This is a genomic window from Romboutsia maritimum (genome assembly GCF_002251085.2).
GTDB classification, from domain to species: domain Bacteria; phylum Bacillota; class Clostridia; order Peptostreptococcales; family Peptostreptococcaceae; genus Romboutsia_B; species Romboutsia_B maritimum.
The window spans coordinates 325,930-339,688 of sequence record NZ_NOJZ02000001.1 but is presented as its reverse complement, the minus strand read 5'-3'; the positions used below and the strand labels follow the sequence as shown (position 1 = coordinate 339,688).

At 27.5% G+C, this 13,759-nt stretch carries 14 protein-coding genes; all 14 read left to right on the top strand.

Annotation, left to right across the window (positions count from 1 at the left end; genetic code table 11):
* Window positions 1-55: 55 nt before the first annotated feature.
* Window positions 56-1,723, top strand: a complete 1,668-nt coding sequence (locus tag CHF27_RS01655) for a bifunctional diguanylate cyclase/phosphohydrolase (RefSeq protein WP_095404710.1) — start codon at window positions 56-58, stop codon at window positions 1,721-1,723.
* 70 nt (window positions 1,724-1,793) lie between these two features.
* Entirely contained in the window at window positions 1,794-2,057 is a 264-nt protein-coding gene (locus tag CHF27_RS01650) for a YlmC/YmxH family sporulation protein (RefSeq protein WP_095404711.1), read from the top strand.
* Between the two features lie 24 nt (window positions 2,058-2,081).
* The gene (gene nrdR, locus CHF27_RS01645; RefSeq protein WP_095404712.1) at window positions 2,082-2,540 is read left to right on the top strand and encodes a transcriptional regulator NrdR; all 459 of its coding nucleotides are present in this window, start codon (window positions 2,082-2,084) and stop codon (window positions 2,538-2,540) included.
* Window position 2,541: 1 nt separating this feature from the next.
* Complete coding sequence (pgeF, locus tag CHF27_RS01640) at window positions 2,542-3,252, top strand: peptidoglycan editing factor PgeF (protein ID WP_095404713.1); 711 nt, start codon at window positions 2,542-2,544, stop codon at window positions 3,250-3,252.
* A 19-nt stretch (window positions 3,253-3,271) separates the two neighbouring features.
* Window positions 3,272-3,961 (top strand): response regulator, encoded by a 690-nt coding sequence (locus tag CHF27_RS01635; RefSeq protein ID WP_095405102.1) that lies wholly within the window; start codon window positions 3,272-3,274, stop codon window positions 3,959-3,961.
* A gap of 32 nt (window positions 3,962-3,993) precedes the next feature.
* Entirely contained in the window at window positions 3,994-5,283 is a 1,290-nt protein-coding gene (locus tag CHF27_RS01630) for a HAMP domain-containing sensor histidine kinase (RefSeq protein WP_095404714.1), read from the top strand.
* 96 nt (window positions 5,284-5,379) lie between these two features.
* Window positions 5,380-6,312 carry a YIEGIA domain-containing protein gene (locus CHF27_RS01625; protein WP_095404715.1) on the top strand — a complete coding sequence of 311 codons (933 nt, stop codon included), beginning with the start codon at window positions 5,380-5,382 and terminating at the stop codon, window positions 6,310-6,312.
* 22 nt (window positions 6,313-6,334) lie between these two features.
* Window positions 6,335-7,267, top strand: coding sequence for a YIEGIA domain-containing protein (locus CHF27_RS01620; protein WP_095404716.1), 933 nt, complete (start codon window positions 6,335-6,337; stop codon window positions 7,265-7,267).
* Window position 7,268: 1 nt separating this feature from the next.
* A complete protein-coding gene (locus tag CHF27_RS01615; protein ID WP_095404717.1) occupies window positions 7,269-7,469 on the top strand; it encodes a capping complex subunit for YIEGIA in 201 nt (66 codons plus the stop codon).
* Between the two features lie 119 nt (window positions 7,470-7,588).
* Window positions 7,589-8,917 carry a DUF512 domain-containing protein gene (locus CHF27_RS01610; protein WP_095404718.1) on the top strand — a complete coding sequence of 443 codons (1,329 nt, stop codon included), beginning with the start codon at window positions 7,589-7,591 and terminating at the stop codon, window positions 8,915-8,917.
* A 14-nt stretch (window positions 8,918-8,931) separates the two neighbouring features.
* Window positions 8,932-10,257, top strand: coding sequence for a ribosome biogenesis GTPase Der (gene der, locus CHF27_RS01605; protein WP_095404719.1), 1,326 nt, complete (start codon window positions 8,932-8,934; stop codon window positions 10,255-10,257).
* Window positions 10,258-10,281: 24 nt separating this feature from the next.
* Complete coding sequence (plsY, locus tag CHF27_RS01600; protein WP_095404720.1) at window positions 10,282-10,890, top strand: glycerol-3-phosphate 1-O-acyltransferase PlsY; 609 nt, start codon at window positions 10,282-10,284, stop codon at window positions 10,888-10,890.
* 31 nt (window positions 10,891-10,921) lie between these two features.
* Window positions 10,922-11,944: an NAD(P)H-dependent glycerol-3-phosphate dehydrogenase gene (locus CHF27_RS01595; RefSeq protein ID WP_095404721.1), complete on the top strand. Its 1,023-nt coding sequence runs from the start codon at window positions 10,922-10,924 to the stop codon at window positions 11,942-11,944.
* 163 nt (window positions 11,945-12,107) lie between these two features.
* Window positions 12,108-13,580: a stage IV sporulation protein A gene (gene spoIVA, locus CHF27_RS01590; RefSeq protein WP_095404722.1), complete on the top strand. Its 1,473-nt coding sequence runs from the start codon at window positions 12,108-12,110 to the stop codon at window positions 13,578-13,580.
* Window positions 13,581-13,759 lie beyond the last annotated feature (179 nt).

Genomic DNA, 13,759 nt, shown 5'->3' with positions numbered 1-13,759 from the left:
AGGATTTTCCTTGTGGTTTATTAATTTAAAAAGTTTATCTGTTAGGTGAAATAACATGAATAGATCAGAAAAAAAAAGAAGCCAAAGAATATTTGAAATATTAATTGTTTTAAAAGTTATATATATGCTATTGGGGGTATTAGCTCTTATAAGTTCTGTTGATATTGAAAAGTCTATTAATGTATATCTATTAATGATATATTCAATTGTAATTTTGGCTTTTATGACATTGTATTTTATATGGATATCTAAATTTACAAGACACACTGAAGATAAAAAGTTCAAGCAAAGTTATGTTTTTGAAATAGTTTTACTTTTAATGATTTTTATAACAGTTTTAAGTGGTACAGGATTATATCAAAGTGCATATAAGTTCATATGTATATTTATAATATTAATAGGTGCAATTCAGTTTGGCAGTATACCTAGTTTAATAATTTCAGTAGCTTCAGGATTAATAATAATAAGCATTGATGTATTAGTAATTTCAAATGAAAATATATTGAGTTTGTATTTTGAAAGAGATTTAGTACTTATGAGCACTATAGTAGTAACGTCTTATATACTAGGTATGTATGTTAATATAGAAAAAGAATATAGTAAAGAATTAAGTGAGTTAGTTAATGTAGATGAATTAACAAATTTATATAATCATAGGTATTTTCAAGAATATCTTGATAAGTCAATAGAATATTCGATTGATTATAAAAAATCAGTATCATTATTATTTATGGATATTGATTTTTTTAAAAACTATAATGATATAAATGGTCATCAAGCAGGAGATCGACTTTTACAAAAAATGGGTATTATATTAAAAAGTAATATTAGAGAAAATGATATAGTAGCGAGATACGGTGGAGAAGAGTTTGCAGCAGTATTGCCTAATACAACGGAAGAAGATGCCATAAAAATTGGAGAAAGAATACGAAAAGCAGTAGAAAATACTAATTTTGAGGGTCAAGATAAACAGCCTAATAAAAATGTAACCATATCCATAGGTGTTTCTTCTTATCCAAATAGAGCTAAAAGTAAACATCAACTTATAAAAATAGCAGATGATGCGTTATATAGAGCAAAATCATTTAATAAAAATAGAGTTGAAACATATCATAATGTACTAGATGATTTGTGTGCAAATATAATGATTGAAGATAAAACGGTTAGATCGATTAAAGCTTTTATAAGCATGATAAATTTAAAAGATAAATATACTTATGGTCACACTGAAAGAGTAGTTAATTATAGTAAATATTTTGCGAAACATCTAAATTTAAAAGAAGATGAAGAAATTAAACTTAGGATAGCTGCATATTTACATGATATAGGAAAAGTGGATATACCAGAAGGCGTATTAAATAAAAAGGATAAATTAACAGATCGAGAATTTAGCATATTGAGAAATCATTCTCAGTATGGTGTTGATTTAATCCAAAACATAAAACAATTTGATCCATTTATATCATTAGTAAAACACCACCATGAAAGATATGATGGAAATGGATATCCAGATAAATTAAAAGGAAAAGAAATACCTTATTTAGCAAGAATGCTTACTATAGCTGATAGCTTTGACGCTATGACATCTAATAGACCATATAATTCAAGAAAAAGTCATAATGAAGCTATAGAAGAATTAAAAATCAATGCAGGAACTCAATTTGATCCAAAACTAGTTGAAGAATTTACGAATATGCTAGAAATTTACAAAGATAAATTTTAAAAATGACCTATATAGGTTATTTTTTTTTAAGCAAGTACATATTTATTTTTAAGAGGAGGGAGATTATAATATGATTAGAGTTTCTGATATAATGGATAAAGAAGTTATAAATGTTAAAAATGGTAAGAGAATGGGATTTATAACAGATATAGATATGGATATAAATGAAGGTAAGATAGTATCCTTTACAATATTTGGAGATGGAGGAAAATCATTTTTCTCAAGAGGAGGAGAAGAACAAGTTATTTTTTGGAATGATATATTAAAAATAGGCTGTGATACTATAATAGTAAATATAGGCTCTGAACTTAACTTAGACGAATTTAATATATAGATAACAACAAAGGAGGAAACAACATTGCAATGTCCTTATTGTAATTATAAAGAATCTAAAGTTATAGATTCTAGACACACAGATAGTAAATCTATTAGAAGAAGAAGAGAATGTGAATCCTGTAAGAAGCGATTTACTACATACGAAAAAATAGAAACAACGCCAGTAATGGTAATAAAAAAAGATAATAGTAGAGAATACTTTAATACAGAAAAAATAAAGTTTGGGTTATTAAAGGCTTGTGAAAAAAGACCTGTGTCAATTGAACAAATTGAAGATATAGTTTCTTATGTTGAAAATGAAATAAATAAATTTTATATATCTGAAATAGAAACAGGTAAAATAGGCGAAATGGTTATGGATAAATTAAAAGATGTAGATGAAGTAGCTTATGTTAGATTTGCTTCTGTATACAGACAATTTAAAGATATAAATACTTTTGTAAATGAATTGAAAAATATATTAATTGAAAAAGGAGACTAAAGTGAGTAGTTATATAACAGTTAAAGAAATTGAAGAAAATATAGAATTTGTAAATCTAGCTATTACTACTAAGGATGTAGATTCAAAATTAAAAGAAGATATGATAAAAGTATGTGAAGACGGTAAGTTTGAGTTTGAAAATTTAACTAGTAACATACAAATACACTCAGATATAGTGAATCTTATTGATGAAAATAATATAGGACAAAAAATAGATGGAGATGCATTAATTACAAACGTAAAAAATGTACCATTACTTATATTTACTGCAGATTGTGTTCCTATAGCTATAATAGATACAAAGAATAAAGCTATAGGATTAGCTCATGCAGGCTGGAGAGGAACATTTGATAAGATAGGTCAAAAGGTTATTGATAAAATGAATAAGCATTATAATACAGCGCTAGAAGATGTAGTATGTGTGATAGGTCCATCAATAGGACCTTGTTGTTATGAAGTATCAGAAGACTTAGTAAAAAAATTTAACACGATTATTACAAATCAAGATGAAAAATTTTATATAATTAAAGAAGGTAGATATTATTTAGACTTGTGGAAGATTAATGAACATATACTAAAATGTAGTGGAGTTAAAAAGCAAAATATAATTAACTTGAATTTATGTACTAGCTGTAATGAAGATAAATTCCACTCTTATAGAAAGCATTATAAAACACAAAAAAGAATAGGAATGTTACTACAGATAAAATAAGAGAGGTGTATAGCCAATGATTAATACTAAGGTTCTTGTTATAGATGATGAGATGCATATAGTTGAACTTCTTAAGTTCAATTTAGAAACAGAAAATTATGAGGTTGATTATTCATATGATGGTTTTGATGGATTTATAAAGGCAAAGGAAATTAAACCTGACTTAATACTTTTAGATTGGATGTTACCTAATATAAGTGGTATTGAGGTATTAAAAAAAATAAGAAGTGATAAATCCTTAAAAAATACACCTGTTATAATGCTTACAGCTAAAAATATGGAAAATGATAAGGTAGAAGGTTTAGAAGTAGGAGCAGATGATTATATAACTAAACCATTTAGTATAAAGGAGTTATTAGCTAGAATTACTTCTGTGCTTAGAAGATATAATTTGAACTCAACAAATGAAGAAAATATTTTACATTCAGGAAACCTTAAAGTTGACTTATCTAAACACGAAGTAACTAAAGGTAGCGAGAAAATAGAATTAACTTTAAAGGAATTTGAACTTCTAAGGTTGTTACTTCAAAATAAAGGGAAAGTACTTTCTAGAAATTACCTTTTAGATAAAATTTGGGGTTATGAATATTATGGAGAAACTAGAACTGTTGATGTTCATATAAGGTATCTTAGAAAGAAAATAGAAGGGGAAAATAGTACAGTTAAATATATAGAAACAATACGAGGTGTAGGGTATAAAATTGATTAAAATATTAAAAATGGAAATAGGAGAATTTTATTATGGAATTTATAGATAATCTGTATTTCTTTATAACATTACTTTCTATAATAATTGCAATAGTAGCAATAAGGTATACCGTAAGCCTAAGAAGTTATCTAGAAGAATTTATTTATGTATCTAAAAAAGTAAGCAATAAAGAGTTTCATTCAAGATTAAATATATCCGCAAAAGGTGAATTAGGAGAATTAGCAAGAAATTTTAATCATATGATAGAAAAGATAGATAATGCAGTAGCTGAAGGTGAGTACAAACATCTTCAATTAAAATCTATATTAAAAAGTATATCTCATGGGATTTTAGCGCTAGATGTTCATGGAAATATATTATTAATAAATGAAGAAGCTAAGAATATAATAAAGTGTGAACCAAATGAAGTAGTAGAAGGACACAATGTAAATTTTGTCATAAAGGAAGAAAAAATACTATCAGAAGTTTCTAGATATATAGGATCAAATAAAAATGAAAGAAGTGAAATTACAATAAGTAATGGAACCGTTTATAAAATAAAATTAGATCCAGTATATCTTCAAAATACTAATAATGTTATGATTGGTTCAATTATTAATATAGAAGATATCACAGAGAAAGTAAAACTTGAAAATATGAGAAGTGATTTTGTTGCTAATGTAAGTCATGAACTTAAGACACCATTAACATCAATAAGTGGATTTGTAGAAACATTAAAATTAAATGAAAATATAGATAAACAAACAAGAAATAAATTTTTAGGAATTATTGAAAGTGAATCAGATAGATTAAAAAGGCTTATTGATGATATATTATTATTATCATTTATAGAAAATAAAGATAGTATACAAGTTGATAGTGTAAAAATATACGATATATTTAAAGAAGTTTATGATATGACAATTTACATGGCTGAGTTAAAAGATATAGATATAAATTATGAATTTAGTGATGAAAAACTTAGTGTATTAATAAATAGAGACTATATGAAGCAGATATTTTTAAACTTGATAGATAATGCAATAAAGTATACTCCGCAAGGAGGAAAAATTAAAGTTATTGTAAAATCAGAAAGTAAAAATATTATTTTAAAAGTAATAGATAATGGAGTAGGAATACCTAAAGAAGATATAAATCGTGTTTTTGAAAGATTTTATAGAGTAGATAAAGCAAGAAGTAGAGAAGTTGGTGGAACAGGGTTAGGACTTGCTATAACTAAACATATAGTAAAAAATTTAGGTGGAAATGTAGAATTAAAAAGTGAATTAGATAAAGGTAGTGAATTTATTATTACCATACCAAATAAAAATTTCCTTAGTTAAAGGAGATTTTTTTTTGTTTTTGCATAAACTAATGGTACTAGAAAATTTGTAATGAAAATTATTTATAAATAATTTTATAGGAAAAGGAGTTGTATCATGAAAGAAAGTTTATTTAATGATGAGTTGTTTAGACGGGCATTTTTAGTGGCTACATTTGTAGGTATAGTATGCAGAGGATTTGTATTAAGAGTTACAGATAAGCAATATCCAACAAGACCACAGGATTTTTTAGAGCAAATTATAATATCGGGTCTTTCTGCTTCACTTGGAGCAATAGCACTACCTGCATTAGTAGATAAAGAGTTTTCTGCATTAACATTTTTTGCTGTGGCAATTCAACAATTTCAAGGTTTAGCTAAGCAAGAAAGAATAACATTAGAAAATATTGATAATGGAGAGATAGTTCCAAAAGGTTCTGCATATGTAGAGGAAATAGCAACTACATATGAATCAAGAAGTTATATAAGTTTATTTTCAGCATTAGGGGCTTCTATAGCTTATATATACTTAAATAAAAAATTTAATGTGAGATTTTTAGGATGTACAATAAGTGCATTAATAGCAGGTGCACTGATAGGGTTAATGTTTAGAAGATATTTAAGAAGAGATAGTATAGGAGATGTTGCACAAGTTATTCCAGCAAAAATAAACTTTGAAGGACCTATACTAAAAGTAAATGACACAATAATAACTAATATAGGATTGAAAGATAGTAGAGATAAATATATAAACAGTGGAATAGCTATAGAAATAATTCCTAATACTATGGCAGACTTTGGTATTATAAATGACTTAGGGCAAAGAGATGCCATAATACATAGTATATTTATTCATATGGGAATAGATAAGGATGTAGATGAAAAAGATATAATAGCTACATCAAGAACAAATTTAGAAAAAAATACAGTGGTTATACCATATATACCAATTGTAAAAGATATAGATACAATGATACAAGTAGTTAAAAGTACACCAGTACTTGAAACTTCAAAAGGAAAACAAAGTGCGTATAAAAGAAAAGCTTTATAGTTAAAAGTAAAGAGGTGATTAAATGGACAAAGTATTTTTAGTAGCAGTTGGAATTGGAATTCTTTCTAGAATTATTATGTTAAATACGGACCAAAGACAATACCCAGCGCAACCTAATATATTATTATCTCAGTTAGTATTAGCATTTGTAGCATCGTCATTAGGAGCATTACTTGTACCTGCTTTAAGAGACAGAGCATATACGTCTATAACATTTTTATCTTTAGCAGCAGAGCAATTCAGACAAGTTAGGGAGAATAGAAGAGATAGTTTACAAAATTTAGAAGATATTCAATTAGTAAAAAGAGGAGAAGCTTTTATTGAGGAAATAGCGAGAACTTATGAAATTAGAAATTATATGTGTATAATAACTTCTTTATCAACAATTGGATTGTATTATTTAATTATAGAAGAACTTAAAATAGCAAAAAATACATCTTTAATGATAAGTTCTATAATTGGACTAGCATTAACTCTTATACTAAAAAAATTATTAAAAAGAGAGAGTATAGGTGATATTGCAGATGTTGAAATAGTAAAAATAAGTTTTGTAGATGAGTGTATAATGAAAGTTGGAGATTTAAAGGGAATTACTAATATAGGTCTTAAAAGTGATAGGGAAAGATATCTTTCAAGAGGAATAGGTATAGAAATAATACCTAAAGATAAAGATTATACTAATGCAGGGATTTTATTTGATTCAGGTCAAAGACAAACTATAGTATACAATCTTTACTCTAGATTAGGTTTATATAGAGAACATGATGAACCAGCATTTGTACCATTGCCAAGAAGAAATCCAAAAAAAGAAAGTTTAATAATAGCATTTATACCAATGGAAAAGGATGAACAAAAGATAATAGAAGCAGTTAAGTCTTGTCCGGTTTTAGCAAGTGCAAAAGGAAAAAATTTATCACTTGAAAATTATAAAATAGGTAAGAAGGGAAGTGTATAAGATGGGAATGAACGTAGGCATAAATGAATACACTTTAGCTATAATAACGACTAATAAAAATATGCAAAATGGTGGAGGATGTCCTATATTTTATGCAGATAACGAAAAAGACTTGCAACAGAAAGCAATGCTTATGTCTAAATGTGTAAGTGGTATGGTTCATGAGATGACTAGTGGAACGTTAATAGTAGTTAAACATTAAAAGGTACCTTTTGGTACCTTTTTTAGACATTATGTTCAAATTTCGCTATATATTGACTATTTTTATTAAAACATGGTAATATAATATGATGTATTCAAAAAGAAAAGTGGTGATAACATATGGAAGTAAATGTTAAAAAAGTTAATAATATTATAAGTAAAGTATATAAGGATAGTATTGCTGATGAGATAGGTATAGAAGTAGGAGATTTACTTATATCTATAAACGACCAGATAATACATGATATTATAGAATATAAATTTTTGGTAAGCGATGAGTACTTAGAGGCAGAAATTCAGAAAATAAACGGTGAAATATATATATATGAAATTGAAAAAGAATTTGATGAGGAGTTGGGTATTGAATTTACAAACCCAATAATAGATCAAGCTAAAAGTTGTAGAAATAAATGTGTATTTTGTTTTATAGATCAACTTCCAAAAGGTATGAGAGAAACACTTTATTTTAAGGATGATGACTCAAGGCTATCATTTTTACAAGGTAATTTTGTAACTCTTACTAATATGAGTGAAGATGATATAAATAATATTATCAAATATAGAATAAGTCCTATAAATATTTCTGTTCATACTACAAATCCAGAACTAAGACAGAAAATGATTAAAAATAAATTTGCAGGAAATTTATATAGTATTATGCAAAGATTAGCAAAAGCTAATATACAAATGAACTGCCAAATAGTTTTATGTCCAGGATATAATGATAAAGAAGAATTAACAAGAACTATATCTGATTTAGAAAAATTATATCCATATGTAAATAGTGCAGCAATTGTACCTGTAGGGATAACAAAGCATAGAAGTCATTTACCTAACTTAGATATATTTAATAAAAATAGTGCGTCTGAAACTATAGACCAAATAAATGAAATACAAAAGAAATATCTATTAAAAAGAGGAACTAGATTTGCATTTTTATCAGATGAATTTTACATAATTGCAAATAGAGAATTATTAAAATATGATGAGTATGAAGGTTTTATCCAATTTGAAAATGGTGTAGGTATGATAAGTAAGTTAGAAAGAGAAATACAAGATTTTCTAAGTACATTATCGGAAGATAAAATTACAAGAAATAAAAAAGTTTCAATAGCAACAGGTCATTCTGCTTATAAATTTATTAAAAACATGGCACAATGTATAATGAGTAAATTTGATAATGTTGAAATTGAAGTATATAAAATAGTAAATAATTTCTTTGGAGATACAATAACAGTTTCTGGACTTATAACTGCTACAGATATAATTGAACAGTTAAAAGATAAGGATTTAGGCGAAACTTTATATATACCGAGAAATATGTTAAAAGCAGATGAAGAAATATTCTTAGATAATATAACTTTAGAAAAAATGCAAGAAATTATGAATATAGAAGTTGTTCCTTGTTTAAATGATGGAAAAGACTTTGTAGATAAAATTTTAAAATAAGAAAGGAGATAATTATGAGTGATAATAGACCGATAGTAGCAGTAGTAGGTAGACCAAATGTAGGTAAATCTACATTATTTAATAAGTTAGCAGGAAAAAGAATATCAATAGTAGAAGATACTCCAGGAGTAACTAGAGATAGAATATTTACAGAAGTAGAATGGTTAGATAAGTATTTTACTTTAGTAGATACAGGAGGTATAGAGCCAGATAGTGAAGATATAATATTATCTCAAATGAGAAATCAAGCTATGCTTGCAATGGATATGGCTCACGTTATAATATTTGTAGTTGATGGAAAAAATGGTATAACAGCTGCAGATAGAGAAGTATCTCAAATACTTAGAAAAACAAAAAAGCCAGTTATATTAGTAGCTAATAAAATAGACAGCCAAAGTCAATATGATAATGTATATGATTTTTATGAATTAGGTTTAGGAACTCCAGTTGCAATATCTAGTGCAAACAGTATGGGACTTGGAGATTTATTAGATGAAGTAGTTGAGAATTTCCCAGAAGGGTTAAATACAGAGTATGACGAAGATATAATAAGAGTTGCAATAACAGGTAAGCCTAATGCAGGAAAAAGTTCTATACTAAATAATATATTAGGTGAAGAAAGAGTAATAGTGAGTCCTATAGCAGGTACAACTAGAGATGCAGTAGATACGTATCTTGAAAAAAATGGACAACAATTCCTTCTTATAGATACAGCTGGAATAAGAAGAAAAAGTAAAATATATGAAAAAGTAGAAAAATACAGTGTAATAAGAGCGATGAGTGCTGTTGATAGAGCAGATATAGTATTAATAGTAATAGATGCAGAACAAGGTATAACAGAACAAGATACTAAGGTTGCAGGAATAGCTCATGATGAAGGTAAAGGATGTATATTTGTAGTTAATAAATGGGATTTAATAGAAAAAGATAATAAAACTTTAGGTAATTATACAAAAGAAATAAAAGAAAAGTTCCCATTCATGATGTATGCACCAGTACTATTTGTATCAGCCAAAACTAATCAAAGAATGAATAAGATATTAGAAACTGTTCAATATGTAGCAAGTGAACATTCTAAGAGAATATCGACTTCAACATTAAATGATGTAATAGGTGAAGCAGTAATGTTAAATCAACCACCATCAGATAAAGGAAGAAGATTAAAGATTTACTATGGTGCCCAAACAGACATTAAACCACCTAAAATAACATTATTTATAAACGATAAAGATTTAACTCACTTCTCATATCAAAGATATATTGAGAATAAGATAAGAGAGAATTTTGGATTTGAAGGTACATCTGTTAAGTTTGAATATAGACAAAAAAATAAAAAATAAAATTATTACCTAAAGGGGGTCCGTATGTTTAACTATATATTAATTATTGTAATTGCATATCTTTTAGGAAATATATCTACTTCATATCTAGTTGCTAAAAGGATAGCAGGGGTTGATATAAGGACGCAAGGATCTGGTAATGCAGGTTCGACAAATGTTCTTAGAACACTTGGTAAAAAAGCTGGAGCTATGACATTTGTGGGAGATTTACTAAAAGGAGCAATCGCTGTATGGGTAGCTAGAATATTAGCAGATTTATCTGGAAGTGACATGCAAACATCTATGTATTTAGGTGCTGTATTTGTTGTAGCAGGTCATAATTGGCCAGCATTTTTAGGTTTTAGAGGAGGAAAAGGTGTTGCTACTTCTCTAGGCGCTATGCTAGCTATTAATACTATAATAGCATTAATAGGTTTTGCAACTTTCCTGGTAATAGTTTATTTTACAAGATATGTTTCATTAGCTTCCGTATTAGGAATTTCAATGACACCTGTTTTAATGATTTTAACTCAAAATAAAAAAGGTATATTAGTTACGTTATTCTTAAGTATATCTGTTATATATACTCATAGAGAAAACATAAAAAGATTATTAAGTGGAACAGAGAGAAAATTAGGTCAAAACAAAGAGTAATTTTTAGTTTGTACATAGGAGGTATTCTAAGTTGGAAAAGGTATGTGTATTAGGTGCTGGTAGTTGGGGTAGTGCATTAGCTTTAGGTCTTGCCAAAAAAGGATATAAAGTTAATATGTGGACCTTAAAAGAAGAACAAGCTCAAAAGATAAATAAAACTAAAGAAAATATAGCTTATTTGCCAGGAATATTATTTCCTGAAAATATAATAGTAACTACTAATATAGAGGAAGCTGTAAATAATAGTAAGATAGTAGTTTTAGCAGTTCCATCCCAAGCAATAAGAAGTATTTGTAAACAAATAAAATCATTTATAAAAGAAGAACAAATTATAGTTGATGTTGCTAAAGGACTAGAAAAAGGAACAGGTCTTAGATTATCTGAGGTTTGTAAAGAAGAATTACCGAAAAATCCTTATGTAACATTGTCTGGACCATCTCATGCAGAAGAAGTTGCAAGAGATATACCTACTACAGTTGTAGTTGCATCACAAGACCTAGACATAGCTCAATTAGTTCAAGATGTATTTATGAGCCCTAAGCTTAGAGTTTATACCAATCCTGATATAGTAGGAGTTGAGTTAGGTGGAGCGTTAAAAAATATCATAGCATTTGGAGCTGGAATATGTGATGGTCTAGGCTATGGTGATAATGCAAAGGCAGCTCTTATGACAAGGGGTATTAGTGAAATTAGTAGGCTTGGACTTGCTCTGGGAGCTAATGTATCAACTTTTGCAGGTTTATCAGGTATAGGTGATCTAATTGTTACATGTACGAGCATGCATAGTAGAAACAGGAGAGCTGGTATTCTTATAGGTCAAGGAAAGAGTTTAGATGAAACTTTAAAAGAAGTTAAAATGGTCGTAGAAGGAATAACAGCAACAGATGTAGCACATGAAGTTGCTAAAAAACTAAATATAGACATGCCAATAACTAATGCCATATACTCTGTACTATACGAAGGAGCAAATCCTAATGAAGTTGTAGTTGAGTTAATGATGAGAAATAAAACTCATGAAATGGAAGAAGTAGTAAATGAAAAGCTAGGATTTTAATCCTAGCTTTTTTAATGTCATAAAAGTTTGATAAACATAATATTAATAAAGGGAGATATCTTAAAAAATAAGCGTAGATTACATACGAAATTTTATTTTTGTAATATTAGTTAAACAAACAAAATATAATTTAATAAGAAATTATATGCAGGAGGGGAATTATATGAATAACATATATGAAGATATAGCAAAAAGAACTCAAGGGGACATATATATTGGGGTAGTTGGGCCTGTAAGAACAGGAAAGTCTACGTTTATAAGAAAATTTATGGAAACCCTTGTATTACCTAACATAGAAAATGAATTCAAAAGAGAAAGAACTCAAGATGAAATACCTCAAAGTGGATCAGGAAAAACAATAATGACAGTAGAACCCAAATTTGTACCAGCAGATGGGGTAGAAATAAAAATTAAAGACACAGTATCTTTAAAAGTAAGAATGGTTGATTGTGTAGGATACATAGTTGACGGGGCTTTAGGTCACGAAGAAGAAGGCAAACAAAGACTTGTTTCAACTCCATGGTCTCAAGAGGCTATGACTTTTGAAAAAGCAGCAGAGATAGGAACTAAAAAGGTTATAAGAGACCATTCAACTATAGGAGTAGTAGTTATAACTGATGGTTCTGTTACAGGAATAGAAAGAAAGAATTATGTAAATGCAGAAGAAAGAGTAATAAATGAATTAAAGGCTATTAAAAAGCCATTTACAGTTGTATTAAATACTCTTAATCCAAATAGTGAGGATACTATTTTATTGAGAAAAGAATTAGAGGAAAAATATGAAGTTCCAATAGTACCAGTAAATGTAGAAGAAATGGAAGACGATGAGATAGAAGAAGTTATGGAAGCTATACTATATGATTTTCCATTAACAGAAATAAGAATAAATTTACCACAATGGGTAGAAGGCTTAGAAAGAAATCACTGGATTAAAAATAATATAATATCTACATTAAAACAAAGTATAGCTGAAATAGGAAAGATAAGAGATATAGATAGTATAGTAGCTGGATTTTCTGAGTTAGAATTTTTAGATGATACACAAGTAGATAATGTAGAACTCGGAGAAGGAGTAATAACTATTGATTTAGGAACTAAACAAGATTTATTTTACAATGTATTAGAAGAAAAAAGTGGATTTAAGATTGATGGAGACTATCAACTTTTAAATTTAATAACTAAGTTATCTAAAGTTAAAACTGAGTATGATAAGATTGAAAGTGCATTAATAGATGCAAAAACTAAAGGATATGGAGTAGTTGCACCTTCATTAGATGAGCTTAGTCTAGAAGAACCAGAAATTATAAAACAAGGAAAACAATATGGAGTAAAATTAAAAGCTAATGCTCCATCTCTTCATATAATTAAGGCAGATATATCTACAGAAGTATCACCTATAGTAGGAAATCAAAATCAAGGTGAAGATATGGCTAAATATTTATTAGACGAATTTGAACAAAATCCTAGTGAAATATGGGAATCAAATATGTTTGGAAAATCTCTACATGATTTAGTTAAAGAACAGTTACAAAGTAAATTGTATACAATGCCAGAAGAAATAAGAGTGAAAATACAAAAAACTCTTCAAAAAATTATAAATGAAGGAAGCATGAATATTATAACTATTTTGTTATAAAAACAAATATAGAAAGGTTGAATAATTATAATACAGTATTTATTTAACCTTTCTATATGTATTTATTTTTAGTTTATAAATTGAATAAAAAGAAATGAATTATTTTTTTTGATATATTTAATTTTCTGAATATTTTGAAATATAAAGGAACTTAAAAATTTTTCTGGAATAGTATATTA